This window comes from Halobellus rufus, assembly GCF_000739575.1.
In the GTDB taxonomy this organism is placed as follows: Archaea; Halobacteriota; Halobacteria; order Halobacteriales; family Haloferacaceae; genus Haloquadratum; species Haloquadratum rufum.
Genome location: NZ_BBJO01000031.1, coordinates 62,599 through 88,553 on the forward strand (window position 1 = coordinate 62,599; position 25,955 = coordinate 88,553).

The following is a 25,955-nucleotide window of genomic DNA, read 5'->3' on the forward strand; positions in this document are numbered from 1 at the left end:
TTCTCGCTTACCGCCGATCCTGTTTGTACGGCGCGTTCGCGACGGTCGCGCTGATTTCGGTCTTCTCGTGACGCTCGACGCTGTCGTTTCGGCTCCCGTCGGCCTCGCCCCACGTGAGCGTGACCTCGGTTCCGGGTTCGGCGTACTCGGTGTCGACGAGCGCCAACGAGAGCATCTCTCGGTGGTTGTAGATGTAGCTCATCCACTTCGAGACGCCGACGACGTCGCCGTCTTTCTTCACCTCGTCGTAGTGGCATGCCGACGAGCGCGGCGCGGGCATATTCATAAACTTCGCCGTCTCCCCCTCGCGGAACAGCGACGCGAAGACGTCGACGACGTCCTCGTCGTCCCAGACGAGCGTGACCTTCTTTCGGTCGGGGTCGTCGATCTCGGCTTCTAAGGCCTCCTTGCCGACGAAGTCGTGCTCGAAGTCGACGATGTGGTCGTACCCGACCTCGATCGGCGTGACGTAGTAGTCCTCGATGTCGTCGGAGTCGTAGCTGCCGCCGATCGAGATGAGCCCGCGGCGCAGCGAGAGCCATTCCCTGAAGTCCTCCATCTCCTCGCCGGTGTAGATCGCCGGCACCGGTAGGGGGAGCCACCCGAGGACGGTGTTGGCGCTCTGGTAGCTCTTCGAGCCGAGGCGGCGGATGCCGTACTCCTCGCCCGCCTCGAGGATCGCCTCGCGGACGGCGTCGGCGTCGTCCCAGTCGCCCCAGAACTCGAAGCCCGCCTCGCCGGCCATCCCGTGACGCAGCAGGAACATCTCGTTGCCGTCGACGGTGACCTCCTCGAAGCGGAAGAAGCCGAGGTCGGGGATCTCGCCGTCGACGGCCTCCTCCATCACCGCGACCGCGTCCGGGCCCTGTACCTGATACCGGAAGTTGTTGGGGTCCTTCCCGGTCCCGACCGGTCGGGGTTGGTACTCGGTTTCGACGTCGTAGTCGCCGGTTTCGGCCTGATACAGCAGCCAGTTGTGCGCCGCCGCCGCGCCGACGCTGAGGAAGGAGTCCTCCGCCTCCCGAAAGAGGATCGCGTCGCCGATGAGGTAGCCGTCGGGGTTGGCGACGACGAGCTGTTTCGCCTGCCCGACGTCGAACTCCCGGAAGTTGTTGACCGCGTACTTCGAGTAGAGGTCGATCGCGTCGGTTCCGTCGATCCGCAGGTCCGTCATGTGGTAGGACTGATCGGCGAACGCGACGCTCTCGGCCCACGCGCGCTGCTCTTCGATCCAGTGGGTGAACTCGTCCGGCAGGTCGGTGAACCGCGCGAGTCCGAGGTCGCGAAGCAGGTCGACCGGGCTGTCGGCGTCGTCGAGTGCGTCCTGTAGCGTCGTGCCTGACATGTGTGTACGTCCGCCAGTGGGTGCATACGGAGATAATTCTTTACAAAAATTGATTTACTCGGTTTCCGGTTGTTCGTCGCTGCCGTTCTGGCTACCGTCGATCATCAGCGCTCAGTCGCGGGAGTCGACAGTATTTTTATTTCGATTCCGCGGGTTGGTATCGATATGCACGCGTCGACCGGGGGCCGATCGACCGATGAGTGACGTAGAGACCGACGTCCGTGCGTACACGCTCCGCCTCGAGTTAGTCGACGAGCCGGGCGAACTCCTCCGATCGCTCCGCCCGATCGCGGACAACGGCGGCAACCTCCTGTCGATCTTTCACGAGCGGGGTAACGTCACCCCGCGCGGGCACATCCCCGTCGAGGTCGACGTCGAGGCCACTCCGGCTCGATTCGAACGCATCATCGACGGGCTTCGCGAGGCCGGAATCAACGTCATCCAGGCGGGGACCGAACGGTACAGCGAGGGGCTCACGGTGATTCTCTCGGGGCACGTCATCGACACCGACCTCTCCGATACGCTCTCTCGGATCCAGGAGTCGGCGAACGCCTCCGTGACGGACCTCTCGCTAGCGGCTCCCGAGGGAACCGCGAACGTCTCGAGCGCGCGGATTTCGATCGCGGCCGAAAAGGGGGCGAGCGAAGCGGTTCTCGACAAGCTCCGCGCCGTCGCCGACGAGAAGGAGCTCCGGCTCATCGAACCGCTCGCGAGTTGACTGCGTCGATCGATCGACGATCGCAGCGGACGGACTAGTTCGGGAGAGTCAGTTCCGAGGGGACGGAGACGTCGTCTTCGACCGCCTCGATCCGTTCGAGCTTCGTCCCGTCGATCCGGGTGGCCTCGACGAGCGCGCGGAGTTTGCCGAGCGAGATCTGTCCGGGTGCGTAGTCGCTGTCGTCGTCCAACAGCGGGGCGTATCCGAGTTTCGAGCCGTAGATGTGACCGACGACGCGGGTGTGGCTCCCGGTTTCGCCCATCGCGATTCCGGCAGCGTCGATGCCCGACTGCGTCGCTTCGTGCAGCGCCGAGAGGAGAACGAGCGTGTCCGAGAGATCTTGCGGGTACGTCGCGACCTTCGCGACGTCCCCGTAGTGTGCGCACTGATCGATTATCGCCGTCAGGATCTCTTTCTCGGGCGTGGAGTCGAAGTCGTGATGGGAGATGATGAGGCCGACGTCGTTGTCGCGGAACTCCTCGAGGATCCACTCCTTCGCTCGCGCGGTCTCTAGCTCGATGTCGACGTACGCGACGCTGTCGAAGCGCGACGCCGCAAAGAGGGTATCCAGGCGCCCGTTGTCTTTCGCCTTTCCGCCGAACCACTGGTTCCGATTCGTCGCGATGATCGGGAGTTCGCCGTCGTACGATTCGAGCTGTCCGATCGGGTCCACCGCCTTGTCGATTCGAAACTCGACGATGTCCGCCGCCTCCCGGGCGTCTTGCTCTCGTGTTAGGTCGTTTGTCGTGGCCGCGAGAGCGAAGTCGTCGATCTTCATTGTCACGGAGTAACATTCAGGCGCATATAAAGTTGGTTATCCCGCCGAACCCCTCGACTTCCTACCGACTGAAGTGCCAAGACAAAAAGATAAAAATTCTGTCTGTTATCTAGAAAAGTAATAGAATATAGATAAATAGCGAATATACTATTGTATGAGATCTAGCATATATCGGTTATTTTTCGCCTAATTCTAAACACTTTAGAGTAAATAAGCCACTATTCTGGAATATCTATTTAATTATATTTCTAAATTAAAATTTCATAAAATAAAAATTCATTCTATCATTCTTATATTTCTTTGGGCTGGCTAGCGACATACTGCCCCACCGAACGACGGTCGTAGATGCAGTCATACTTGCGAGAATCGAGCAGACGTGCTATCGATCCGAGCGGCACCGGCATTTAGAACGGGTGATATGACTCCGCTGTCGACCAAACGAACGTCTCTGAAAAGCGCGACAGCGTCGCCGTCAGATCCGGACGAGGACGTCCCCGTCTCTCACGGTCACGTCGAACGTCGCGATTCGCTGTCCCGACGCCTCGTTCTCGCCCGTCTGGAGGTCCCACTCCCAGAGGTGCCACGGACAGGAGACGGTGCACTCTTCGGCGTTGACCCCGCCTCGGGACTCCGTCCACGTGTGCTCGGCGTTGATCTTCTTCTCGCCCGCCTTGCACATCGGCGCGTTCTGGTGTGCACACCGGTTGCTGATCGCGTAGAACTCGCCCTCCGCGTTGAACACGGCGATCTCGATGCCGTCTACGTCCACGGCGATACCGCGATTGGTCTCGATGTCGTCGGTCTCGGCGACTTTGGTGTACTCGTCGCCGTCGATGGTGATCTGCTCTGTCATCGTCAGAACCTGAGGATCTCCTCGGCGTTCTCGTGCAGGATGGCGTCTCGAAGCGACTCGTCGTCGCGGAAGGCCCGGTTCGTGAAGAACCACGTCGGCGGGTCGAGCGTCTGGTGGGGCCAATCCGACGAGTAGAGGAAGGTGTCTTCGGCCATACTGAGATCCAGCATACTCCGCGCCTCTCCCGCCCGTCGCGGCAGCGCGAACGGCTGGGTGCAGACGTACACGTTGTCTCGGAGGTACTCACTCGGGGGTCGTTCGAGGTAGTGCTCGCCGTCCGCGAACTTCCGCGGCGTGATCTGGACGTCCTCGGGGTGCATCTCGTAGAACTCGTCCATCCGGTAGCGCACGAACGGCATCCACCAGTGGCCGGCCTCCTGGAAGACGACGTCGAGATCGGGGTAGCGGTCGAACACGCCTCGCATTATCATGTTCACCGCGTTGACCATCCCGTGAATCGGCCAGTCGAACCCCAGCACTTCGGTCCAAGTCAACATCTCGTCGCCGATGTAGGAGTGCTGCGGCCAGAACGCGAGCGAGCCGTGGAGCAAGAGCGGGAGTCCGAGCGACTCTAACTTCTCGAAGACCGGATCGAACGCTTCGACGCCCCAGGGCTCGCGCGGGTCGAACCAGCTGTAGGCAGCCACGACCCCGTCCTCGTCGCCCCAGCGATCGAGTTCGTCGAGCGCGTGGTCGACGTCCCACTTCGAGATCGACAGCGCGGTGGGGACGTCCTCGTCGACAAAGTGATCGAGCATATAGGAGTTTCCGGCCTCCAGCACCGCGTTCTTTAGGACCGGGTGGTGCTGCTGCGGCAGCATGTTCAGCGCGCAGTTCACGATCGGCGTATCGATCGCGAACTTCGCGCAGGCTTCCTCCACGTCTTCGGCGGTTTCCGCCCGTCCTTGAGTGAACAGCCCCTCGTTCCCCTCCGAGATGGCGTACGCCGCGTCCCACTTGTCCGGGATCGGCCACATCCCGAACTCGGTCGTGAGGCGGTCGAGCGCGCGCTCGTCCTCGACGTACGGACGGAGATCCTCTTCGAGCGGGTTGACGTGGAAGTCCATGTCTACGACGTCCACGTCGTACGCCTCCTCGGGGACTTCGGCATTCGAGTCTAATCGACGTATCGATGATTCCATACTACCAGTCGTGGATTCAAAGACCGTAAAGGTTTCCCCGCTACCAGTCGGCTGCGTAACCGGCTCGGCGGATGATCCAACTTCGATAGTTCGAAAGTGATCGATTCGCCCGACGAAAACTTGACTCGCGAATAACTCAGAAAATCTAAGATGTACGCGAGTACATAAACAGAGCGCAAGGCCAAACGGTTATTTTTCGAAGATAGTGGTCGCCTACCGATAACTGTTGGTGATTTGGAATAATCGAAGTAATGCTGCTATCGAACGATGTCCCGAAAATAACAACTGTACCTATGTTAGTGGTCGACCTCAAGGGACTCACTCGTACGTCAGTTTGAGTTCGATCTCGTTCGAGGCGGTCGTGACCAGTTCGATCATCCGTTCGCGGTGATCGTCGTTCTGCATTCTCGCGGTGGGTTCTGCGATGGCCACGGCCCCGTGCACCCGCTCGTTCGCTGTTATCGGTGCCGCGACGGCGGAGACCCCCTCCGCTGTCTCGTGTTCGTTCATCGCGTATCCCTGCGAGCGGATGCGATCGAGTTCGGCGTCGAGTTCCTCCCGCGTCGTGATGGACTCGGGGGTCCGCTCGGGGAGCCCGTGGCGTTCGACGACCTCGTCGACGTGCGATTCCGGGGCGAACGCCAGCATCGCCTTCCCCGACGCCAAGCAGTGCATATACTCGTGCTTCCCGAGTCGCTCGTGGGTCTCGACGGATCGCTCTCCCAACTCGCGGGCTAGGTAGACCGCTCTCCCGGCTTCCTCGACCATCAACCAGACGGCGGCCCCGCTCTCGGCGGCGGTCTCCGACAGCGTCGCGCGGGATTGCTGGTAGACTGGAAACCGCTCACGCGCCGAGGCACCGAGATCGAAGAACTGGAGGCTGAGCCGATACGTGCCGTCGTCGTCCTTCGACAGATATCCGAGGTACGTCAACGTCGTCAGGTAATCGTAGAGCGTGCTCTCGGAGACGTCGACCTCGGCGGTCAGCTCGGTGAACGTCGCCCCATCGAGTTCCCGCACCGTCGCGACGACGTCGAAGGCTCGCATCGCACCGTTGATCGTTCGTTTCGGCGGACTCGGTTGCTCCATCAGCGCGCTATTTCGCTATGACGGTAATAAACGTTCGCTATACACCATCCGGTTCTCACCTGCGGACGTACAGACCCTAGCGAGTCCGATCGACAGTCACGATGGAGGCGCGGTCACTCCGAACCTTGGAAGTATGACTAGTGCGGTTTCAACGTAGTTGAAAGATATTAGCTAGTATGTGCACCAGTATAACAAAAGTACACGCTTTATAGGAAACATAGTGGCGTGGTTTCGCCGTATTGTCTCCAATAGTATTGAAACAGTCTCCGACAGCGATACCGTTCGGGCCGACACCGGCAACGTTCGGGCCGACGGTGGAAATTCTCGATTCCCGGTGCCCCAAACAGTCAGTACGAGGCTTTCAGTGACGGTTCTACTGACTGTGCGCGTCCGCAGGCCGATCCGCTCCTGATTCGGCGGGTTGCGTCGCGAGTTCGTTCCGAAGTTGTCGAAACGCACCGACGGTTGGTACCCTGTGACTGTCTGGTCGAACGATAGCGCGGGAATCGACAGGCCGCCTCAGCAGGCGCTTCGTCAGCGCGATGTCTGTCGTGACCGACAGAATTAATTGACGAACGAACCGACTTTCGAACGCGTATGAGCGTCAGCAACGTCGTCGAGGGAATCGACCAGATACAGTTCGAGCACGTCCGCGTGTTCGTGTTGGAGGATATGCCGGAAGAAGGACAGATCACGCTCGTCGACACCGCGTTCGACGAGAACGGCGAGGAACTCGTCGAGACGCTCCGCGAGGAGTACGGGACCGTCGACCGGGTCATCCTCACGCACGGAGACCACGGCCACCACGGCGGCCTCGCACACGTGATCGAGGCGTTCGACCCCGAACTCGCGATGCCGGCCGACGAGTCGAAGCTCTACGAGCACTTCGAGGAGGCCGGTCTCGACGTCGAACCCGACGTCGCCTACGAAGACGGCGACGTCCTCGACGGCAACATCCGCGTCATTCAGGTCCCGGGCCACACCGAGGCGACCTCCGCGCTGCTCCTCGAGGACCGCGGCATCCTCATCTCCGGAGACGTCCTCGACGGCTCCGACCGCGGCGGGCTGCCGGCGGGCTACCTGCTCCCGCCGCCGGCGCTGTTCAACGACAACCACGCGGACGCGGAACTGAACCTCTACAACCTGCTCGGGCACGACTTCGATACGCTTCTGGTCTTCCACGGGTCGCACGTCTTCGAGGATCCGAAAGGAAAGCTCGACGACTACCTCGTCGAGCGCGAGTGGAACGAGTGGGATCCGCGGAACGACTGACTGCGGGCTTCTGAACGAGAGGCGTCGACTCACCGAACAGTCGTCGTCCGAACGGCACTCGCTTTTGTCGACAACCGGAGACCGTCGAACGGCCGAATTTACTCGCGCAGAACGGAGACGTCGAAGACCGGTTTGCAGGTCTCGCCGGCGAGGAACGCCTCGAACGCCGCGTCCGGATCGAGGAGGCTGAATCGATCGTCGAGGAACGTCTCGTGGTCCAGATCGCCGCTCGACATCAGGCGGAACGCGTCGTGGAAATCCCGATACAGGGCGCTGTAGGAGCACTGGAGGTCGACCTCGGCGCGGACGATCGGGGTGTAGTCCAGCGACGCCTCGCCGGGCTGACCGACGAGGACGATCTGGCCGCCCTTTCGGACCGCCCCGGCGGCCGTCGAGAGCCCGGAGGGGTGGCCGGTGGTGTCGAAGACGACGTCGTAGCCGATTCCGTCGGTGGCCTCCTGGCGGTACGCGTCGAGATCCGTCTCTTCGATGTTTACCGCCTCGAAGCCGAGTTCTTCGGCGAGCGGCAGGCGGTAGGTGGTGTCCGGACCGATGCCCGCGACGGTGACCGTCGCGCCCTGGGCGTCGGCGACCTGTGCGGTGAGCAGTCCGATCGGGCCCGGACCGGCGACGAGGACGGTGTCGCCGGCACCGACCCGCGAGTTCTCGATCACCGCGCGAGTGCAGACGGCAGTCGGCTCCGCCAGCGCCGCGTGCCGCGGGTCGACGTCGTCGGGGACGGACTGCAGCGAGTCGGCGGGAGCGGCGATGTACCCGGCGTAGGCTCCGTCGTGGTCGATCCCCGTCAGCTCGATGTTCTCGCAGATGTTCTCCATCCCGATCTGACACTGATAGCACTCCCCACAGCTTCTGATCGGCCGCTCGACGACGCGGTCGCCCGGGGAAAACCGGGTGACTGCCGCGCCCGTTTCGACCACTCGGCCCGTGTACTCGTGACCGATGATCGTCGGCGGCGTCATCCGCTCGAACGCCGGTTTGAACTGGTAGATCCCGGCGTCGCTACCGCAGAGGCCCGCGTAGTCCACTTCGACGAGTGCCTCCTCCGGTCCGGGCACCGGCCGTTCGACGTCGACGAGTTCCATACTCCCGGACTCGCGTTTTGTCTTAGCTAGTCCGCGCATACGGAGTGGTGACAACTCTTATATTATAACCTTTCGGAAATCGGGGTCCGAGTCGCCGAACGGAACGACACCAAAACCGCACCGTTTACCGGGCGAAACGGGTGCTGATAACCTTTGCAAAGGATTTATGATCGTTGGTGATTTTTACCCGCCTATGGCATCGGACTGGTTCGACAGAATCACAGTCGTAGTCGGCGTCATTATGCTGAACGTGATGCTGGTGGTCGGTCTCCTCCAAGTACTCAATCGGTATATCGATCTGCCCGCGTCGCTTCCGTGGACGTACGAGGTGGCCAGAACCACCCTCGCGATGCTGTCGATCATCGCGATTCCGTATCTGTTCAAGAACGACGCCGACATCTCGTTTCTGCCCGTCCTCCGACGGGTCACCTCGCGCACCGATCAACTGCTACTCGTCAGAAACGTCCTGATGGCGTTCTTCTCGGTCGTTCTCGTCTGGTCCGCCTATCTCGCCGCGCAGACGGCCGGCGACACCGGGCTCCCGCTGATCAGTTGGTTCAAGGTCGGCTGGGGGTACCTCCTCTTCGGGGCGGCGTCCGCAGCCCTGTTCGTGGTGGTCCTGACCGACACGAAACAGCGCGTCGGTGACATCATCGGGGGGACATAATGTCGGAAGTACTCCTCGTCGCCTTCATCGGGCTGCTGATGGTACTGTACGGAATCGGCGTTCCCGCGGCGTACTCGCTGGGGCTCACGGTGCTGTTGATCATGATGCTGCCGATCGGGCCCGAGTTGAACTTCATCGTCATCACCCAGCGCTTCTGGGCCGGGATGAACTCCTGGGTGCTCCTCGCCGTACCGTTCTTCCTGATGGCCGGTCGGATCATGAACATCACCGGTATCACGGACGATATGTTCAATTTCGCCACGGAACTCGTCGGGCCGATCCGCGGCGGGCTCGCACAGGTGAACGTCGTCGTGAGTCTGATCTTCTCGGGGATGAGTGGCTCTGCGGTCGCCGACGCCGCAGGGATCGGGAGCGTGGAGTACGAGGCGATGACCAACAACGGGTACGACGGCGACGATGCCGTGGGAATCACCGGCGCGTCCTCGATCATCGGTCCCATCATCCCGCCGAGCATCCCCATCGTCGTCTACGCGGTGCTGGCACAGGAGTCGATCGGGACGCTGTTCATCGCCGGCATCGTCCCCGGACTGCTGATGGCGCTCGCGATGGCCGGAACGGTGTATTACCTCGCTCGCAAGGGCGGTTGGCCGAAAGAGGGCTCCTACGACCTCTCGCGGCTGTTCGAGTCGTTCGTCAAGGCCCTCCCGGGGCTGATGGCCCCGCTCATCATCATCGGCGGCATCCTCGCGGGCGTGTTCACCGCCACCGAGGCCGCTCTCGTCGCCGTCGTCTACGCCATCTTCCTCGGCTTCTTCTACTACCGGTCGATCACGCTGTCGGACCTCTACGAGGTGAGCAAGGACACGTTCGAGGACACCGCGAGCATCGTCGTCATCTTCGGGTTCGCGAACCTCTACGCCTACTGGCTGACGCTCGCCGGCATCCCGGACCTCATTGGCAACATCATCACGGGGCTCGGTGCCAGCACGGTGGTCACGATGCTCCTTCTCGCGCTCGTGCTGTTGGTCCTCGGGACGTTCATGGAGGGGATGGCGGTGCTCCTGATCATGGTCCCGATGCTGGTCCCGCTGTACCCCGAGTTGGGCATCGACCCCGTCCACTTCGGGATCGTGATGGTCGTCGCGCTGATGTACGGCCTGATCACGCCGCCGTTCGGGCTGATCCTGTTCGTGCTCGAACGGGTGACCGACGAGTCCCTCGACAAGGTCATGCGGTCGATGCTGCCGTATTACCTCCCGCTCTTGATCGTGCTGTTAGCGATCATCGTCGTGCCGGAGCTGTCGCTCGCGCTCCCCGAAGCGTTCGGCCTGCTCTGAGCGACGACGTCGGGGTTTTTTTGATCGCTCAGACGACGAGCCCCGTTTTCAACAGCGCGACGACCACCGTCAACACCGGGATGGAGACGAGCGTCGTGACGAATACGTTCGCGGAGACGAACTCCGGATGCGTGACGCCGGCGACGGTCCGCTCGTCGGCGAACTCGACGACGAAGATGATCGGAGCCACCGCCACCGGCATCGCGGTCAGCAGTACGAACACCTCCGCGACGGCGCTGTTCTGAAACCCGAGGGCGACGGCGATCGCGAGGCCGACGAGCGGGGAGACCAGAAATCGAAAGAGCGTCGGCGTGACCGTCGTCGAGAGCGCGCCCCCGTATTCGGTCTCAGAGAGTTGGATCCCCAAGATGAGAAGCATCACCGGGATCGACGACTCGCCGACGAGGCCGACCGTCTCCATCAGTGCGGAGTCGGCCGCCGGAACGAGCCCCGCCGTGCGGACGAGGACGGCGAGTCCGACGGCGTACACGAGGGGGTACTGGAACACGCGCTTGAGGTCCCCGTACCCCGACTGCTCGCCCGACCGCAGCGCGATCAGGAGGCCGATGGTGAACACGAGCGCTCCGTGGACCGCCGCGAAGAGCACCGCCGTCTGGCGGCCCACGTCGCCGTACGCGAAGTCCGCGAGCGGGATGCCGAGCGCGCCGGTGTTGCCGAAGACGGCGACGAGGACGAAGGCGTTCTGTGCCATCCCTCCCTTCCCACTGATCCGTGCGTAGAGGTGCGCTACGACGAGCAGCGCCGCGACGAACCCGAGCACGCCCACGGTCACCTTCAGCAGCGCGTCCGCCCCGAGATCGGAGAGGGTGATGCTGTGGACGACGAGCGCGGGCGTCAACACGAACAGCGATAGGGTGTTGAGCGGCCCCGGGTCGACGTCTTGCACCCTGTTCAACAGAAACCCGGCCCCGAGAATCAGGAAAATCGGGAGGATAGACGACGTGATGATCGACAACGTAGCGGCCATCGTTGTCGGCAGTCGCTCGCGCGGGGTAAAAACGGTACCGTCTGCGACACGTCGGATCGAATCCACTCCGGCGAGCGAGCGACCTGCCGCGCACCGCACTATCGCTCGTTTCCCAGTAAAATTATATGAGTGATGAGCCTCAACGGAGCAGTATGGTTGTTGTGGCAGCAGTCGACGAATCCGCTCAGGCGAGTGCCGTACTCGAGGAAGCCGACACCTTGGCCGACCGGTTCGACGACGAGGTACACGCACTGCACGTGATGAAGCGATCGGAGGCCATCCACGCCGAAGAAGACAGCGTCGGGAAGGGCGAGGGGATCCCAGTCTCGGATCTCCGCGAACGGGCCGCAGCGTTCGCGTCGAAGTTGCTCGAAGAACAGGCGTTCGACGCCCCCGTGACGGCGGTCGGTCGCATCGGCGACCCGGCGAGCGAGATCGTCACGTACGCCGAGGAGACGGACGCGCGGTACATCGTCGTCAGCCCCCGACAGCGGAGCCAGACCGGGAAGATGCTGTTCGGGAGCGTGGCCCAGTCGGTGCTGTTGAACGCGAACTGTCCGGTGGTCTCGCTGCGAGTGCAGCCCTCCGAGGAGTAGCCCAACCCACCCGGCTCGAGGACTGCTGGAGTCGAAGGAGACGACAGTAGCGTGTGGGCCGATCGCGTACGACCTGTCGACGCTCCTGCGAGCGAGTGCGCAAAGAATGGCGAAGGCGGTTCTCGGTTGTCGTCGGCGCGACGACGATTACGCGAGATCCTGGATGTCTGCGATGTCGACGGCCCAGTTGGTCTCGGACAGTTCGTCGAGGGCAGGCTGTCCGGCCTCGACGAACGCGTCGCGGTCGACTTCGTCGGCCGTGACGACGGTCGTATCCTCCTCGCGGGCCTGCTCGTACAGCGACTCCTCCTCGGCTTTGATGTCCTCGGTCATCGCCTCGACCGCGTCGCTCGCCGTCGACGTGATGAGCTCGCGGTCCTCGTCGCTCAGCCCGTCGAAGAACTCGCTGTTGTAGAGGAAGTGCTTCGTGTCCAGCAGGTGGTTCGTGACGCTGAAGTGCGACTGCACCTCGTAGAGGCTCACCGAGAGGAACTGCGAGATCGGGCCCTCGGAGGCGTCGACGACGCCCGTCTGCAGCGCCGAGTACAGTTCGTCGTAGGCCACCGGCGTGACGTCCGCGCCGATCTCGTCCCAGACTGCCGTCCACGTCTCGTACTGCGGGAGACGGAGCTTCAGCCCCTGCACGTCCTCGGGGCTAGTGACCGGCTTGTTGCTGGTGAAACAGCGGTTCCCGACGTAGAAGGCCGGACCGAGCTGAATGCCGTTCTCCATCAGGATACCGTTCAGTCCGTCTTCGGGCATCAGGAACTCCTCGTTCACCGCTCGGTAGTGTTCCATGTCCTCGATGACGAACGGGTCGCCCGCGAAGGAGTACTCCGAGGAGAACCGCTGGGAGAGCGCCGTCGGGCTCTCGTGGAGGATGTCGACGGTCCCCGCCTCGATGGCGTCGAGGTTGTCCTCGGTCCCACCGAGCGTCGCCGCCTCGAGGTTCACGGAGATCCGGCCGTCCGTCTCCTCCTCGATGACGTCGATGAAGTGCTCTTGTGCCGTCTGCACGGAGATGTTCTCCGGCGGCTGCGTCGTCGCGAACGTGATGTCGAGTTCTTCCCCGCCACCGCCGCTACTGGTCGTCGCACCGCCGCTGTCGCCGTCGCTGTCTCCGCCGCCGTCTCCGCTGCCGTCGCCGTTGCCGCCCATACATCCGGCGAGTCCCATACCGACTCCGAGCGCGAGACCCCCGCGTTTCAGTACACTTCGACGTGACGCTGGCTTGTGCTTACGAGCCATATCTCAACGAAATTGGTTAATTAGTAATAAAGATTGTGTTGTATGGGACAGTATATTCACTGTCACGGCACACTGCACCCTTCGTGAACGGATCACAATATATAAATACCCGAGCGAGGTCGGGACGCTCGTGATGCTTGTCGAAGGGAAGATAGCGGTCGTCACCGGCGGCGCCTCGGGAATCGGCGAGGCGACGGCCAAGACGTACGCCGAGCACGGGGCCAGCGTCGTCGTCGCCGACATCGACGAAGCGGGCGCGGCGGGAACCGTCGAGGACATCGTCGACGACGGCGGCGAGGCGACGTACGTTCGGACGGACGTGTCGTCGGAAGCCGACGTCGAGCGGATGATCGAGACCGCAGTCGAGGGGTACGGCGGGCTCGACGTCCTGTTCAACAACGCCGGAACGGAGGGAGCCCTCGCCGACTTCGCTGAGTACGAGTCTGCGGACTTCGACCGAGTCGTCGACGTCAACCTCCGCGGGACGTTCTACGGAATGAAGTACGGCATTCGGGCGATGCTGGCCGACGGGGGCGGCTCGATCATCAGCACCTCCTCGGTCGCCAGCGCCACCGGGATAATGGGTCGCGCGGGGTACAGCGCCTCGAAGGCGGGGATCAACGGGATGACCCGAGCCGCCGCGATGGAGTACGCCGAGGACGGGATCCGCGTGAACGCGATCCTCCCGGGTATCGTGTCCACCTCGATGCAGGACCGCGTGGCGCGCCAGCGACCGGACACGACCGATCGCTACGAGATCGCCGAGGCGATGCCCGGCCGCGCCGACCCCCGAGAGCTCGCCAACGCGGTGTTGTTCCTGGGTTCGGACCTCGCCTCGCGCATCACCGGGGTCGCGCTCCCGGTCGAGGGGGGCTTCCTCCTGCAACCGTGACCGGCGGTGATCCGTCCGCGCGCTTCGTGAGTGTTTATACCACGCCGGGCGAGTACCCGATATGATCGACCGGAACGCCACGCGGGACGCACGCCCGGCTCACGGGGTCGCCCTCGACGCCGTCGAGGCCGGCATCGAAGCCGCACAGCCGCGAGCAGTGCTTTCGCGCGCGATCGACCTCGAGGGCGAGACGCTGCGCGTCGGCGGTGACGAGTACGAGCTGTCCGCCTACGACGAGGTCGTCGTCCTCGGGGGCGGCAACGCCGCCGGGCAGGTCGCGGCGTTCCTCTCGGAACTGCTCGGCGACCGCCTCGACGGCGGCGTCGTCGTCACCGACGACCCCGAACCGGCCGGACCGATCGAGACAGTCGTCGGGACGCACCCGGTTCCGAGCGAGGCGAACGTCGACGGCGCGCGACGCGTTCTCGACCGGGCGCGCGCGAGCGACGAGAACACGCTCGCGCTGGTCGCGGTGACCGGCGGCGGAAGCGCACTCTTGGCCGCTCCCGTCGAGGGAGTCCCGCTGGACGATCTGCAGTCGCTCACAGACGGCCTGCTCCGCTCGGGCGCGCCCATCGATCGGATCAACGCCGTTCGGAAGCACGTCTCGGAGATAAAGGGCGGCCGACTCGCCCGTGCGCTCGCGCCGGCTACGACCGTCGGCCTCGTCTTCAGCGACGTCAGCGGGGGCGACGTCTCGGTCGTCGCGAGCGGGCCGCTCTCGCCGGACTCGACGACGTACGCGGACGCGCTGGACGTGCTTTCGGAGTACGACGTAGACGCCCCCGAGTCGGTGCGCACACGCCTCGAACGCGGTGCGGCGGGCGAGTTGGACGACACGCCCGGGCCCGACGACCGTTCTTTCGAGACCGTCACCACCCACGTCGTCGCCGACAACTTCACGGCCCTCGAGGCGGCCCGGGAGGTCTGTGCGGACGCCGGGTTCGACCCGCTCGTCCTCTCTTCGTCGGTGCGCGGTGAGGCCCGCGAGGCCGCCCTGACCCACGTCGCGATCGCCGAGGAGATCCGGAAGACGGGCAATCCCGTCTCGCCGCCCGCCGCGGTCCTCTCCGGGGGCGAGACGACGGTCACGATCCGCGGCGACGGCGTCGGGGGCCCGAACCAGGAGTTCGCTCTCGGCGCGGCCATCGAGCTCCCCGAGGAGGCCACCCTCTGCGCCGTCGACACTGACGGGATCGACGGCCCGACCGACGCCGCCGGCGCGATCGTCGATCACGAGACCGTCGAGGACCGCCGAGAGGCGCGCGCGAGACTGAACGAGAACGACGTCTACGACTACCTCGACGAGCGCGACGCGCTCGTGTTCACCGGGCAGACCGGCACCAACGTCAACGACCTGCGTGTCCTGCTCGTCATCGAGTGAATACGTCGGCGATGGATTTCGATCGCCGCACTCTCTCACTCCATCCCCGCATCCCGGAGCGCGGAGTGCGGGAGCGGTTCGCCGTCGATCCCCGCTTCGGTGCAGGCCGCCACCATCTCGGCCATCTCGTTTCGCGTTTCGGTGCTCGCGCTCCCGATGTGCGGCGTGACCACGAGTCGTTCGGGGGCGTGCCGCAAGAGCGGGTGATCCGCCGGAAGGGGCTCGGGATCCGTGACGTCAAGCCCGGCGCGGGCGATCTCTCCCGTCGCCAGCGCCGCATCGAGCGCGTCGGTGTCGACGACCTCGCCGCGACTCGTGTTGACGAGGATCGCGTCCTCGGACATCCGACGAAGCGCCGCCTCGTCGACGAGGCCGGCGGTCGCCTCGGTCAGCGGCACGTGCAGCGAGACGAAGTCGCTCTCGGCGAGCAGTTCGTCGCGGTCGACGTAGGTCGCGTCTATCCCGAACTCGGCGAGTTCGTCCTCCCGCTCCGGCTTCCGCGAGCGGCCGCTGTAGCGCACGTCCATATCGAACCCGGCGGCCCGCCTCGCCGTCGCCGTTCCGATGTTTCCGAGCCCGATTATCCCGAGCGTCGCGTCGTGGACGTCCGGACCGGTGAGGAGCGTCGGCCCCCAAGTCTCCCACTCGTCGTCGGCGACGTAGGCGTGTCCCTCGACGGTTCGGCGCGCACACGTCATCAACAGCGCCCACGCGAGGTCGGCCGTCGTCTCGGTGAGCACGCCGGGCGTGTGGCCGACGGCGATCCCGCGGGCGCTGGCGGCAGCGAGATCGACGTGGTCGCACCCGACGGAGAAGGTACTGACCACCGAGAGGTCCGGGGAGGCGTCGAGGACCGCCGCGTCGATCTCGTCGGAGAGCAGACAGACGAGCCCCTCGGCGTCGAGTTCCGCGAGCCGGGAGACGACGTGGTCCTTCGTCGGCGGCAGTTTCTCGTCTCGGACGACGACCTCGAACCGCTCGCGGAGTCGGTCGAGGCCGACCTCGGGGATGGTCCGGGTCACGTAGACAGTCGGATTGTCGGTCATTACTCCCGATGGGCGTCGCGGCGACATATCGTTTGGTCTCCCGCGTCGATCAGTAGCTTAATGTAGCCGATCGGCATCCTCGGGCGTATGCACGCAATCGAGCACGACGTGGAGCGACCGGACCGCGAAACCGTCGAGGCGTTCGAGGAGATCCCGAGCACGATCGTCTCCGACGTCACCGGCAACGTCGGACTCACGATGGATGCCGGGATCAAACCCGCCGCCGACGGCGTCGATATGGCCGGGACGGCGATCACTGTCAAGGCCGCGCCCGGCGACAACCTCATCATCCACAAGGCGATCACGATGGCCGAACCCGGAGACGTCCTCGTCATCGACTGCGACGGGTACACCGACACCGGGCACGTCGGTGAGCTGATGTGCGAGTCGTGCAGGGCCAACGGGCTCGCGGGGCTGGTCATCGACGGAGGCTACCGCGACAGCCGCGAGATCGCCGAGATGGACTTTCCCGTCTACGGTCGCGGCGTGAACCCGCAGGGGCCGCTCAAACAGGATCCGGGTTCGGTGAACGTGACGGTCTCCTGTGGCGGCGTGAGCGTCGATCCCGGCGACATCGTCGTCGGCGACGACGACGGGATCGCGGTGATCCCCGGCGAGGGTGCAGCGCGGGTGCTGGAACGCGCACGCGAGAAGCTCGATTCCGAGGACGCGACCCGCGAGGAGATACGGAACGGGACGTACCTCTTCGAGCGCAACGGCTACGACGAGCTGTTCGAGGAGCTCGAAGTGGTCGGTCCCGAGGACTCGATCCAGTAACGGCTGCGCCTTCGAGGATCCGGCGTCGACGCGGCACGCTTTGGGAGCGTCGACGACGTGCGAGTGCGGATGCCCCTCGACCGATCACCGTGTCCAACATTGTTGAAATCACTCGCAGGGCTTAAGACGCCGCGCGCTGACTGACGCGTATGACCGACCCGAACGAATCGAACGCGCGAGCGCTGAAGAGCGTCGAGCGGTCCTTTCGGATCGTCGAACACCTCCGCGAGACCGGCGGTGCGACGCTCTCGGAGGCCGCAGACGACCTCGGGCTGGCGGTGAGCACCGCCCACATCCATCTCAGTACCCTCGTCGAGACCGGCTACGTGGTCAAAGACGACGACGTGTACCGCTGCAGTTTCGAGTTCCTCCAGACGGGCGGACGACGGCGCGACGAGATGGCGCTGTATCAGGCCGCGAAGCCGGAGCTCGACGAACTACAGGCGGAGACCGGCGAGCACACCAACGTGACGATGATGGAGCGGGGATACGCCGTGCAGCTGTACAAATCCGAGAGCCCCGAATCGATCGACGACGACGCCTCGCTCGGCGATCACTTCTACCTCCACCTCACGGCGACGGGCAAGGCGATGCTCGCGGAGTGCGCCGACGACCGGGTCGCCGAGATCCTCGACGAGCACGGGATGCCCGCGTTGACGGACGACACGATCACCGACGAGGACGTCCTCTACGAGGAGTTAGCCACGATTCGGGAACGCGGCTACTCGATCAACCGCGGCGAGCACTTCCCCGGCGTCTGCGCCATCGGCACCGCCATCGCGTCCGAACCCGACGACGCGCTCGGGGCGATCAGCATCAGCGGCCCTCGGAGCCGAATCACGCCCGAGCGGATCGAAGAGGAACTCGCCCCGGCGCTTCTGAACAAGAAGAACATCATCGAACTGAAGATCCGCCAGCACGGCTGATCGGCGCACTACTCCGTCACGGCGTTCTTCGGTCGTGAACCGATCTCGTTCGGCTGCTCCCGGCGTTCATTCCGGCGGGCTGTCCCACTCGGAGCCGTTGTCCTGCGGGTCGTACCCGAGCACCGCCTGGGCGTGTTCGATGTCGAACCATCGCGCGTCGTTGCCGCTGACCGCGTAGAACGCGTCGTAGGTGACGTCCTCGTCTTCGAGACAGCACTCCAACAGGTGCGCGAAGTCGCGCTGGGAGGTCCAAGAGGCCTTCAGGCGCTTGACCATCTCCTCGTACTCCTCGCTGCCGCGCTCCCAGGAACCGGTCTGCGATTGGTCCCACACCTCGTCTTCGTCGACTCTGTGTTCGTCGCCGCGGTCGACGCCGCGCTCGGCGTCGCCGTACGGGTGGTCGTACTCCGCGGTTCGAACGCTCGAAATGCGAAGTGAATACACTTGGCTCGGTGCCCCGTCTCGACGCGCGTGGGTTCGGCAGATGTGTTCGCCGAACATCTTCGACGCACCGTAGTAGCCGTCGGGCTTGGGGAGTGTCTCGTGAGTGAGCCGGAGCGGGTCGTACTCGCTGGGGTAGTCCTCCTCGTACAGATCGGGCGCGTGATCCTCCTCGTAGAGGCCCATCACGCGCTGAGAGGAGGCGTAGATCAGCTTCTCGACGCCGGCGTCCTCCATCGCTTTGAGGACGTTGTACGTGCCGACTATGTTGGGTTCGATGATGTCCGTGAAGTCCGCGCCCGCGTCCGACTGCGCCGCGAGGTGGATCACGGCGTCCTGGCCGTCGAACGCCGGACGAATCGCTTCGTAGTCGGCGACGTCGGCGACGAACGTCTCGTAGTCTGGGTGATCGCTCCGGTTCAGGTACGTGAACTCGTATCGGTCGTCGTCCGCGAGGTGGTTCAGGATCGCCTCGCCCGCCTCGCCGAACGGACCCGTCACGAGGACGTTTTGAGCTGCCATCTATGCGTTGCAATCGCCAATACTATTATTTATATTTTTGGATGGCCTACCTTCTGTAGGCTACACGAGTCGAGACGAACCCGAATTTTCAGTATCGTTGGAAAGTGTGTAACAACTCTACCAATGGGCCTCACATCCGTACATATGTTATTCCTTAGTGCCTCTGGCCTCACAGCGTTATTGAACGGGGTTCAGCCCCGGATCCAATATGATAAAAACGCCGACCAGCCTCAGGGCCCAGATGATCCATCGACCCCAATCGATGTTATCAATGTAAAGCTGATCAGTTATATCAATCTAAGTATAATACGACTAGATAATTAAATATATGATATTTAGAGTATATTCAGTCGAGGGATCTAATATTGAGATTATGCTACTTTACTGGCTATAATTTTATACTATTCTAAATTTTAGACCATACATTTTTGTATTCCAATACCTATCCGAATTACTACTGCCTAAGTATTTATAATATATATTTATTTTATTATACTAATTTTATCATTTAGAAGTATATCGAACTAACTGTTGTGTGGCATTCAGTCACACCCCACGCCGCCAACATCGCCTTTCTCGGTATTGCTACCAATTGGTGCGTCTGGCGCGAAGAGTTTGTCCTGCACGTACTGTCGCCGGCAGAATACTGTCGATTTTCCAAAATGGGTATGACTTATTAGGATAGACTGAGATTCTGTTGATGGATGCCAATGCTGCCACCCATAGGTCTGGGTACGTTCCAGAATACGTACGGGGACGAATGTATCGAGAGCGTCACGACGGCACTCGACGTGGGGTATCGTCACGTTGACACGGCACAGGATTATGGGACTGAGGCCTTCGTCGGCGAGGCACTCGCCGAGTCTGACGTCGACCGCGAGGAGGTCTTCGTGGCGACGAAGGTCTGGAACGACAACCTCGCGTACGACGACGTGATGCAGACCGTCGAGGAGAGCCGAAACCGGCTCGGTCTCGACACGATAGACCTCTTGTACATCCACTGGCCCGCAGGGGCCTACGACCCCGAGGAGACGCTCGCGGCCTTTGACGAACTGTACGAGGCCGGCGACATCCGTCACGTGGGCGTCAGCAACTTCACCGTCGAAGAACTCGAGCGGGCCAGAGCGGTCCTCGATGCCCCCATCTTCGCCAATCAGATCGAGGTCCACCCGCTGTGCCAGCAACCGGATCTGCGCGAGTACTGCGCCGAGGCCGACATCGAGGTCGTCGGCTACTCGCCGCTGGCTCGCGGGCGTGTCGTCGATGTCTCGGAGCTGCGGGACATCGCGGCGGAGTACGACGCCACGGCGGCACAGGTAAGTCTCGCCTGGGCCAGACAGCGGGACGTCACGCCGGTTCCGATGGCCCGCACCGAACAGTACATCAAAGAGAATTACGCCTCGCTGAACCTCACGCTGAGCGAGGAGACGCTGGCCACTATCGACGCGCTCGACGAGGAGCGGCGGACGATCGATCCCGCCTACGCCCCGTGGTGAGCACGACCTGACACAACTGTTATTAGATGGTTGGTCTAGTACCAACACATGTTCCAGCGATACCGGGGACCCGGTGCGTACAGACAGGGTGAAGAGGCGCTTGCGACGGCCGACACCGAGTTCGCCGACTTCGATGCCGTTGACGCGTTACTCATCGGTGGAGAGACCGCGCTCTCGGTCGCGCAAGCTCCCCTCGTCGACGCCATAGAGCGGGCCGGACTGGCACACCGCGATACCGTTCAAGGAGTCGTCCGCTGCAGCCGCGAGACGGTGTCGGCGTGTATCGACCGCGGGGCACCGGACGGTGAGACCGTGGTCGTCGGCGTCGGTGGCGGGCACGCGCTCGACGCCGCGACCGTCACGGCGATCGAACTCGGGGCACCGCTGGTCACCGTCCCGACGGTCGCGAGCACCGACGCGCCCTGCAGCGCCATCGCGGCCCTCTACGACGACGAGACAGGAGCCTACGAAGGAGTCGTCCACCGCGATCGGAACCCGGAACTGGTCGTCGTCGACACCGGGCTGATGGCCGCGGCACCGCCTCGGTTCCTCCGGTACGGGATGGCCGACGCGCTCGCCACGCACTTCGAGGCGCAAGCCGTCGCCCGCAACCCGTCCGCCGAGACCGTCGCCGGCGGCCGTCCCTCCGACACCGCACTTGCGCTGGCTGCCCGGTGTTACGACAACGTCCGGGCCGACGGCACGGCGGCTCTCGCGGCCGCCGAGCGCGACGCGGTGACGCCGGCGCTCGAGACCATCGTCGAGACGAACACGCTTCTCTCGGGGATCGGGTTCGAGTGTGGCGGTCTCGCCGCGGCCCACGCGTACCAAGAGGGGTTCACGCGAGCTGGGGTCGACGCACCACACGGCATCGCCGTCGGTATCGGCCTGCTCGCACAGCTCGTCCTCGAGGGACGGGACGAAGAGTTCGACGAGGTGCTGTCGCTGTATTTCGACCTCGGTATCGACACGACGCTGGCCGAGGTCGACGTCGACGAGGACCGCGCCGACGACATCGCCGCCCACGCGTGCGACTCGGACACACCAATGGCAAACGAGCCAGTCACCGTGACGGACGAGCGGGCTCGGGACGCATTGCTGGTCGCGGACGAGCGTATCGAAGAGCGTCGGTAGCGATCGCCGAAGGCGGCCCCACGCGACCGGTAGTTACCGGTGGCCGGTGGTGATGAGGTTCGTAAGCGTCCGCTTGTCAACCGCCTCGGGCGAGACGACGTCAGCGATCTCGCCCTGGTAGAGCACAGCGATGCGATCCGCGAGATCGAGCACTTCCTCGAAGTTGTGGCTGACTACCACCTGCGTGTGCCCCTCCTCGCGGAGCTGACGCATCGTGTCCTGGACGAGTTCGGTCCCCGCGACCGACAGCGCGCTGGTCGGTTCGTCGAGGATGAGCAGTTGGGGATCGAACGAGAGTGCTCGCGCGACGGCGACGAGCTGCCGCTCACCGCCCGAGAGAAACGAGACCTCCGAGTGGGGATCCAGATCGAGGTTCAGGTAGTCTAGGATCTCCTCCGCTTCGGCGTAGGTCTCGTTCCAGTCGATGAGCCGGAGCGGCCCGGCATCGAAGCGCGTGGGGAACTGATCGATGAATATGTTGCTCGCGATGTCGAGGTCGTTCATCAGCGCGAGGTCCTGATAGACGGTTTCGATGCCGCGCTCGCGGGCGTCGCTCGGGTTCGAGAACGAAACCGGCTCACCCTCGTAGTGGAGCGTCCCGGTCGTCGGCTGGTGGACGCCACACAGGACGTTCATCAGCGTGCTCTTGCCGGCTCCGTTGTCGCCGACGAGCGCCAGAATTTCTCCCTCTTTGATCGACAGTTCGATGTCCTGCAGCGCGACGAGCCGCCCGAACTGCTTTTTGATGTTCTCGAAGTGGACGAGCGTCTCTGTCGACGCTTCAGGAGCTGCCGTCGAGGTGGAGTCGGTCGTGCTCATTGTGACGCCTCCGCGGTGAGGATCCGACTGCGGATGTTCGAACGCGTGTTGTACAGGACGATCGCGATCAGCAGGATGATCCCGTTGACCGCCTGGATCTGCGCGACGCCGATCCCACTGAGGTTGAGCGCACTCTGGACGAGGCCCAACAACAGGACGCCGCCGAGGGCCCCCGAGACCTTACCGCGGCCCCCGAAGAGGCTGATGCCGCCGATCACGGACGCGGCGAACGCTGGGAACACCATCCCACTCGCCGTCTCGGGGGAGACTGTCGTGGTGTACCCGGTGAGCATCAAGCCGGCAGCCCCGGAGAACAGACCGCTCAGGCAGTAGACGGCGATTATCATACGGTCCGTGTTGATACCCACGGCTCGGGCTGACTCCTCTTCGGAGCCGAGCGCGTATATCGCTTGGCCGAACGGCGTATTCTTCATCACGAAGGCGACGATCAGGAACGTCGCCAGCAGCGCACCGACGGCGATTTCCGGCGTCGAGCCGATCGTCGTGTACCCTTCGGGGAGGTCCGACACCGGAAGGCTGGACAGTGCGATCTTGGCTCCCTCGAAGATGATGAGGAAGGCCAGCGTCTGCAGGAACGGGTTGATGCCGAGTTTGCTGATCATGATGCCGTTGGCCGCGCCGATGAGCATTGCCACGGCGAGGATGGTGAGTACGCCGAGCGCCGGACTAGAGAAGAGTGCCCAGTTGCTCGGAGACAGCGCGAGTGCCGTGAACATCGCCGAGAAGCCGGCGATCGAACCGATAGACAGGTCGAAGTGTCCGGAGATCAGACAGACCGACTCGGCCAACACCAGAAACCCGAGGCCCACTGACGAGTGCAGGAGCAACTCGACCGATCGCACGTTGTTGAACGTCTGTGGAACCAGCACCAGCGTTCCGATGATGGTGATGGCCAGGATCGGCCAGATCATATTGTCGAGCAACGCGAGAACGATGTCGTCGCCCCCGCGATCCGCACGGAAAGAGTCTATCACGCTCATAATACAGAGTTATAATATAGGACTATAAATAGTGAGGTTGTTCAGCCCCAGATGTTGCCCCAAAGATAGGGCTCGTTCGCGTTCTCTTCCGTGACGATGACCGAACTCGTCTGGAACTGAACGTGGCCGTCTTTCTCGACGATCTCCGCGGGTGCCCAGACCGGCTCCGACCAGAGCTCGACGTCCTTGTGCTGTGCCTGTTCGATGGTCAGATCGTCTTCAGTGACGGTCGTTCCGACCTCGGGGATCTCGTCCTCGCCGTCGCCCTCCACGTAGCGGCGCATATACTCTAAGGCGATCGGACCGTAGAAGTAGTTGGGCTGGTCGATGGCCGCGTCGACGTAGCCGTCGTCGATGTTCGTGATGACCTCCGGTCCGGCGTCGAGTTGGACGAGGACGACGTGCCCGTCCTCACCACGCTGGGCGAGTTCGCCCTGATTATCCAGCGCCGTCACGACACCGAGTCCCATCGAGAGGTTCGACGAGTAAATGGCATCTGGTGCCCCGTTCGCGTTGACCCACTCGGAGACGGCCGTCTGAGCGGCGTCCCGGGTGAACTCACCCTCGACGGTGTCGACGATTTCGGCGTTGTCCGTCGACTCGATCGTATCGACGAAACCTTTGGACCGTTGCTGAGCTATCTGCTGTGCCGGCGCGCCGAACACCTCGAGGATCTCATAGGAGTCCTGGTCGGGCTTTTCCTCTTCGAGTTCGGTCATCATCTGGTCGGCCGCGTCGGCGCCGGCCGCCTCGTTGCTGAACGCGACGAACATCGTCACGGCGTCGGTCGTCGCGTCCACGTTCGCCGTAAAGACCGGCACTCCTTGATCGACGGCGTCCTCGATGGCCGGGTTCACCGCCTCCGAGTTCCAGGTGTTGATCAGGATCCCGTCGTAGCCCTGGTTCGCCATCTGTCTGATGTCGCTGACCTGCTGCTCGGCGCTCTCTTGGTTTCCGAACTCGTTGTAGTCGAAGTTCTGGTCCTCGGCGTAGAACTCCGTCGCTTCGAGGAAGGCCGTAATCCAGGCTCCCCCGCGGAAGTACGTCGAGAACCCCATCTCGATCGGCGAGGCCGTGTCGGAGGAATCGGTGGACGTTTGGTCGCCGCCTCCGTCACCGCTTTCGTCATCGCTGCCGCCCCCGTCGCCACCGTCACCGCCGTCGCCACCGCCGGAACCGCTACAGCCAGCGAGTCCGGCGACACCGGTTGCACCGGTCAATTCTAGGACGCGACGCCTGCTAACGAGCGGTCGGTTAGAATCTTTCATGTCCATTCAACGCCAATTTACGCTAGGTATTTATATTTTGTGCCTATTTCACCGCTTCAACTGCTATTTCGGTACTCAACGTCTGTGTTGCGGTGGCGAAATCACGGGAACGGTCCCGAATTCAGGGCTGGTTTTTTTAACCTTTGAGCAGGGCGGTTCTATTATGGGTCCCAGAGTCGTCATTACCGATTCGTCCTATCCGGACGCGACGTACGAACGCGAGGAACTCGCCGCCGTCAACGCGACAGTCGAAACGATCGACGCGGACACCCCAGAGAAGGTCATTGAACGAGCTGGGGACGCCGACGCATTATTGAACCAAGAAACGGAGTTGACGGCATCGGTATTCGAGTCGTTAGATGGGTTGACCGCTATCGGGAGATATGGCGTCGGCGTCGATAACATCGATTTCGACGCGGCGTCAGAGTATGACGTCGAGGTGGTTAACGTCCCATCGTACTGTGAGGAGGAGGTCGCGACTCACGCCCTCGCCCTATTGCTATCCTGCCTTCGCCGGATTCCCACGTACAATACGCACGTCAAGAACGGCGAATGGGACTGGAAAGACGGCCGTCCCATCGGCAGACTCAGCGGGAAAACCGTCGGATTCGTCGCGTTCGGGAATATCGCACAGCGGTTCGCCGACCTTCTGGCGGGATTCGACCAGGAACTTCTCGCCTACGATCCGTACCAGTCTGCGTCCGCGTTCGAGAACTACGACGTCGAACCGGTCTCCTTCGAGGAGTTGATCGACCGGTCCGATATCGTGACGGTCCACGCACCGTTGACGGACGAGACGCGGAACCTCTTTGACGAGGACGTCTTTGACCGAATGGACGAGAGAGCGATTCTGATCAACGTCGCACGCGGGAGCATCGTCGACACGCAGGCGCTCGCAAACGCGCTTCGAGACGGAGAGATCGCGGGCGCTGGACTCGATGTTCTCCCGACGGAACCGCCGTCGGACTCGCCGCTGTTCGACCTACAGGAGGCCATCCTCACTCCACACACTGCTTGGTACTCCGAAGCATCGATGGAGGAACTCCGTCGGAGCGTTGCCCGCGATATCGCGCGAGTGCTGGATGGGACACCGCCGAAAAACCGTGTCGTGAAATAGTCTGCTAGAGCCGAGACAAGCGCCACAACAGTTAT

Annotated in this window: 25 protein-coding genes; 12 read left to right on the forward strand and 13 right to left on the reverse strand. The window is 63.0% G+C overall.

The window, feature by feature from the left end:
* Window positions 1-7: 7 nt before the first annotated feature.
* Complete coding sequence (locus ACP99_RS13295) at window positions 8-1,345, reverse strand: aminomethyltransferase family protein (RefSeq protein WP_049987067.1); 1,338 nt, start codon at window positions 1,343-1,345, stop codon at window positions 8-10.
* A gap of 196 nt (window positions 1,346-1,541) precedes the next feature.
* On the opposite strand from ACP99_RS13295, the gene ACP99_RS13300 reads away from it, so the two are divergent.
* A complete protein-coding gene (locus tag ACP99_RS13300; RefSeq protein ID WP_049987068.1) occupies window positions 1,542-2,063 on the forward strand; it encodes an amino acid-binding protein in 522 nt (173 codons plus the stop codon).
* A 34-nt stretch (window positions 2,064-2,097) separates the two neighbouring features.
* On the opposite strand, the gene ACP99_RS13305 is transcribed toward ACP99_RS13300, so the two are convergent.
* The 4 genes from ACP99_RS13305 to ACP99_RS13320 all read right to left on the reverse strand — a co-directional run bounded on the left by ACP99_RS13305 (window position 2,098) and on the right by ACP99_RS13320 (window position 5,925).
* Window positions 2,098-2,841: a type I 3-dehydroquinate dehydratase gene (locus ACP99_RS13305; RefSeq protein ID WP_049987069.1), complete on the reverse strand. Its 744-nt coding sequence runs from the start codon at window positions 2,839-2,841 to the stop codon at window positions 2,098-2,100.
* A 472-nt stretch (window positions 2,842-3,313) separates the two neighbouring features.
* Window positions 3,314-3,694 carry a Rieske (2Fe-2S) protein gene (locus ACP99_RS13310; RefSeq protein WP_049987070.1) on the reverse strand — a complete coding sequence of 127 codons (381 nt, stop codon included), beginning with the start codon at window positions 3,692-3,694 and terminating at the stop codon, window positions 3,314-3,316.
* A 2-nt stretch (window positions 3,695-3,696) separates the two neighbouring features.
* Entirely contained in the window at window positions 3,697-4,836 is a 1,140-nt protein-coding gene (locus ACP99_RS13315; RefSeq protein WP_049987071.1) for an amidohydrolase family protein, read from the reverse strand.
* Window positions 4,837-5,154: 318 nt separating this feature from the next.
* Entirely contained in the window at window positions 5,155-5,925 is a 771-nt protein-coding gene (locus ACP99_RS13320; RefSeq protein ID WP_049987072.1) for an IclR family transcriptional regulator, read from the reverse strand.
* Window positions 5,926-6,522: 597 nt separating this feature from the next.
* Between ACP99_RS13320 and ACP99_RS13325 the strand changes: the two genes are divergently transcribed.
* Window positions 6,523-7,197: an MBL fold metallo-hydrolase gene (locus tag ACP99_RS13325; protein ID WP_049987073.1), complete on the forward strand. Its 675-nt coding sequence runs from the start codon at window positions 6,523-6,525 to the stop codon at window positions 7,195-7,197.
* Between the two features lie 98 nt (window positions 7,198-7,295).
* Here ACP99_RS13325 and ACP99_RS13330 read toward each other — a convergent pair whose 3' ends face one another.
* Complete coding sequence (locus ACP99_RS13330; protein ID WP_049987074.1) at window positions 7,296-8,339, reverse strand: zinc-dependent alcohol dehydrogenase; 1,044 nt, start codon at window positions 8,337-8,339, stop codon at window positions 7,296-7,298.
* A 154-nt stretch (window positions 8,340-8,493) separates the two neighbouring features.
* Here ACP99_RS13330 and ACP99_RS13335 point away from each other — a divergent pair, with 154 nt between their 5' ends.
* Together ACP99_RS13335 and ACP99_RS13340 are read left to right on the forward strand one after the other, a co-directional pair.
* Window positions 8,494-8,967 (forward strand): TRAP transporter small permease, encoded by a 474-nt coding sequence (locus ACP99_RS13335; RefSeq protein ID WP_049987075.1) that lies wholly within the window; start codon window positions 8,494-8,496, stop codon window positions 8,965-8,967.
* Window positions 8,967-10,265: a TRAP transporter large permease gene (locus tag ACP99_RS13340; protein ID WP_049987076.1), complete on the forward strand. Its 1,299-nt coding sequence runs from the start codon at window positions 8,967-8,969 to the stop codon at window positions 10,263-10,265. Before ACP99_RS13335 ends, ACP99_RS13340 begins: the two co-directional genes overlap by 1 nt.
* Before the next feature lie 28 nt (window positions 10,266-10,293).
* Here ACP99_RS13340 and ACP99_RS13345 read toward each other — a convergent pair whose 3' ends face one another.
* On the reverse strand, window positions 10,294-11,253 hold the full coding sequence (locus tag ACP99_RS13345; protein ID WP_049987077.1) for an AEC family transporter: 960 nt from the start codon (window positions 11,251-11,253) through the stop codon (window positions 10,294-10,296).
* Between the two features lie 152 nt (window positions 11,254-11,405).
* Here ACP99_RS13345 and ACP99_RS13350 point away from each other — a divergent pair, with 152 nt between their 5' ends.
* Window positions 11,406-11,849 (forward strand): universal stress protein, encoded by a 444-nt coding sequence (locus ACP99_RS13350; RefSeq protein ID WP_049987078.1) that lies wholly within the window; start codon window positions 11,406-11,408, stop codon window positions 11,847-11,849.
* Between the two features lie 147 nt (window positions 11,850-11,996).
* Here ACP99_RS13350 and ACP99_RS13355 read toward each other — a convergent pair whose 3' ends face one another.
* Complete coding sequence (locus ACP99_RS13355) at window positions 11,997-13,025, reverse strand: TRAP transporter substrate-binding protein (protein ID WP_197052454.1); 1,029 nt, start codon at window positions 13,023-13,025, stop codon at window positions 11,997-11,999.
* A 202-nt stretch (window positions 13,026-13,227) separates the two neighbouring features.
* Here ACP99_RS13355 and ACP99_RS13360 point away from each other — a divergent pair, with 202 nt between their 5' ends.
* Entirely contained in the window at window positions 13,228-13,989 is a 762-nt protein-coding gene (locus tag ACP99_RS13360) for a glucose 1-dehydrogenase (protein ID WP_049987080.1), read from the forward strand.
* A 61-nt stretch (window positions 13,990-14,050) separates the two neighbouring features.
* Window positions 14,051-15,373: a glycerate kinase type-2 family protein gene (locus tag ACP99_RS13365; RefSeq protein WP_049987081.1), complete on the forward strand. Its 1,323-nt coding sequence runs from the start codon at window positions 14,051-14,053 to the stop codon at window positions 15,371-15,373.
* Window positions 15,374-15,408: 35 nt separating this feature from the next.
* Here the strand turns inward: ACP99_RS13365 and ACP99_RS13370 are convergent, their stop codons facing one another.
* Window positions 15,409-16,419, reverse strand: a complete 1,011-nt coding sequence (locus tag ACP99_RS13370; protein WP_049987082.1) for a 2-hydroxyacid dehydrogenase — start codon at window positions 16,417-16,419, stop codon at window positions 15,409-15,411.
* An 87-nt stretch (window positions 16,420-16,506) separates the two neighbouring features.
* Here ACP99_RS13370 and ACP99_RS13375 point away from each other — a divergent pair, with 87 nt between their 5' ends.
* A complete protein-coding gene (locus tag ACP99_RS13375; protein ID WP_049987083.1) occupies window positions 16,507-17,196 on the forward strand; it encodes a 4-carboxy-4-hydroxy-2-oxoadipate aldolase/oxaloacetate decarboxylase in 690 nt (229 codons plus the stop codon).
* Between the two features lie 149 nt (window positions 17,197-17,345).
* Window positions 17,346-18,122, forward strand: coding sequence for an IclR family transcriptional regulator (locus tag ACP99_RS13380; RefSeq protein ID WP_049987084.1), 777 nt, complete (start codon window positions 17,346-17,348; stop codon window positions 18,120-18,122).
* Between the two features lie 66 nt (window positions 18,123-18,188).
* Here the strand turns inward: ACP99_RS13380 and ACP99_RS13385 are convergent, their stop codons facing one another.
* The gene (locus tag ACP99_RS13385; RefSeq protein WP_049987085.1) at window positions 18,189-19,085 is read right to left on the reverse strand and encodes an NAD-dependent epimerase/dehydratase family protein; all 897 of its coding nucleotides are present in this window, start codon (window positions 19,083-19,085) and stop codon (window positions 18,189-18,191) included.
* Between the two features lie 713 nt (window positions 19,086-19,798).
* On the opposite strand from ACP99_RS13385, the gene ACP99_RS13390 reads away from it, so the two are divergent.
* Window positions 19,799-20,581, forward strand: a complete 783-nt coding sequence (locus ACP99_RS13390; RefSeq protein WP_049987114.1) for an aldo/keto reductase — start codon at window positions 19,799-19,801, stop codon at window positions 20,579-20,581.
* A 48-nt stretch (window positions 20,582-20,629) separates the two neighbouring features.
* Window positions 20,630-21,715 carry an iron-containing alcohol dehydrogenase gene (locus ACP99_RS13395; RefSeq protein WP_049987086.1) on the forward strand — a complete coding sequence of 362 codons (1,086 nt, stop codon included), beginning with the start codon at window positions 20,630-20,632 and terminating at the stop codon, window positions 21,713-21,715.
* 33 nt (window positions 21,716-21,748) lie between these two features.
* On the opposite strand, the gene ACP99_RS13400 is transcribed toward ACP99_RS13395, so the two are convergent.
* Genes ACP99_RS13400 through ACP99_RS13410 form a run of 3 tightly spaced genes read right to left on the reverse strand, consistent with a single transcriptional unit; the run spans window position 21,749 to window position 24,803 of the window.
* Window positions 21,749-22,534 (reverse strand): ATP-binding cassette domain-containing protein, encoded by a 786-nt coding sequence (locus ACP99_RS13400; protein WP_049987087.1) that lies wholly within the window; start codon window positions 22,532-22,534, stop codon window positions 21,749-21,751.
* Entirely contained in the window at window positions 22,531-23,535 is a 1,005-nt protein-coding gene (locus ACP99_RS13405; protein WP_049987088.1) for an ABC transporter permease, read from the reverse strand. Before ACP99_RS13405 ends, ACP99_RS13400 begins: the two co-directional genes overlap by 4 nt.
* A 41-nt stretch (window positions 23,536-23,576) precedes the next feature.
* Window positions 23,577-24,803 carry a sugar ABC transporter substrate-binding protein gene (locus tag ACP99_RS13410; protein ID WP_156105717.1) on the reverse strand — a complete coding sequence of 409 codons (1,227 nt, stop codon included), beginning with the start codon at window positions 24,801-24,803 and terminating at the stop codon, window positions 23,577-23,579.
* A 163-nt stretch (window positions 24,804-24,966) separates the two neighbouring features.
* Here ACP99_RS13410 and ACP99_RS13415 point away from each other — a divergent pair, with 163 nt between their 5' ends.
* A complete protein-coding gene (locus tag ACP99_RS13415) occupies window positions 24,967-25,920 on the forward strand; it encodes a C-terminal binding protein (RefSeq protein WP_049987090.1) in 954 nt (317 codons plus the stop codon).
* Window positions 25,921-25,955 lie beyond the last annotated feature (35 nt).

Coding starts and splice junctions, on each gene's coding strand:
- ACP99_RS13295 (WP_049987067.1), bottom strand. CDS start 1,345: ATGTCAGGCACGACGCTACAGGACGCACTCGACGACGCCGACAGCCCG.
- ACP99_RS13300 (WP_049987068.1), top strand. CDS start 1,542: ATGAGTGACGTAGAGACCGACGTCCGTGCGTACACGCTCCGCCTCGAG.
- ACP99_RS13305 (WP_049987069.1), bottom strand. CDS start 2,841: ATGAAGATCGACGACTTCGCTCTCGCGGCCACGACAAACGACCTAACA.
- ACP99_RS13310 (WP_049987070.1), bottom strand. CDS start 3,694: ATGACAGAGCAGATCACCATCGACGGCGACGAGTACACCAAAGTCGCC.
- ACP99_RS13315 (WP_049987071.1), bottom strand. CDS start 4,836: ATGGAATCATCGATACGTCGATTAGACTCGAATGCCGAAGTCCCCGAG.
- ACP99_RS13320 (WP_049987072.1), bottom strand. CDS start 5,925: ATGGAGCAACCGAGTCCGCCGAAACGAACGATCAACGGTGCGATGCGA.
- ACP99_RS13325 (WP_049987073.1), top strand. CDS start 6,523: ATGAGCGTCAGCAACGTCGTCGAGGGAATCGACCAGATACAGTTCGAG.
- ACP99_RS13330 (WP_049987074.1), bottom strand. CDS start 8,339: ATGCGCGGACTAGCTAAGACAAAACGCGAGTCCGGGAGTATGGAACTC.
- ACP99_RS13335 (WP_049987075.1), top strand. CDS start 8,494: ATGGCATCGGACTGGTTCGACAGAATCACAGTCGTAGTCGGCGTCATT.
- ACP99_RS13340 (WP_049987076.1), top strand. CDS start 8,967: ATGTCGGAAGTACTCCTCGTCGCCTTCATCGGGCTGCTGATGGTACTG.
- ACP99_RS13345 (WP_049987077.1), bottom strand. CDS start 11,253: ATGGCCGCTACGTTGTCGATCATCACGTCGTCTATCCTCCCGATTTTC.
- ACP99_RS13350 (WP_049987078.1), top strand. CDS start 11,406: ATGGTTGTTGTGGCAGCAGTCGACGAATCCGCTCAGGCGAGTGCCGTA.
- ACP99_RS13355 (WP_197052454.1), bottom strand. CDS start 13,025: ATGGGACTCGCCGGATGTATGGGCGGCAACGGCGACGGCAGCGGAGAC.
- ACP99_RS13365 (WP_049987081.1), top strand. CDS start 14,051: ATGATCGACCGGAACGCCACGCGGGACGCACGCCCGGCTCACGGGGTC.
- ACP99_RS13370 (WP_049987082.1), bottom strand. CDS start 16,419: ATGACCGACAATCCGACTGTCTACGTGACCCGGACCATCCCCGAGGTC.
- ACP99_RS13375 (WP_049987083.1), top strand. CDS start 16,507: ATGCACGCAATCGAGCACGACGTGGAGCGACCGGACCGCGAAACCGTC.
- ACP99_RS13380 (WP_049987084.1), top strand. CDS start 17,346: ATGACCGACCCGAACGAATCGAACGCGCGAGCGCTGAAGAGCGTCGAG.
- ACP99_RS13385 (WP_049987085.1), bottom strand. CDS start 19,085: ATGGCAGCTCAAAACGTCCTCGTGACGGGTCCGTTCGGCGAGGCGGGC.
- ACP99_RS13395 (WP_049987086.1), top strand. CDS start 20,630: ATGTTCCAGCGATACCGGGGACCCGGTGCGTACAGACAGGGTGAAGAG.
- ACP99_RS13400 (WP_049987087.1), bottom strand. CDS start 22,534: ATGAGCACGACCGACTCCACCTCGACGGCAGCTCCTGAAGCGTCGACA.
- ACP99_RS13405 (WP_049987088.1), bottom strand. CDS start 23,535: ATGAGCGTGATAGACTCTTTCCGTGCGGATCGCGGGGGCGACGACATC.
- ACP99_RS13410 (WP_156105717.1), bottom strand. CDS start 24,803: ATGAAAGATTCTAACCGACCGCTCGTTAGCAGGCGTCGCGTCCTAGAA.
- ACP99_RS13415 (WP_049987090.1), top strand. CDS start 24,967: ATGGGTCCCAGAGTCGTCATTACCGATTCGTCCTATCCGGACGCGACG.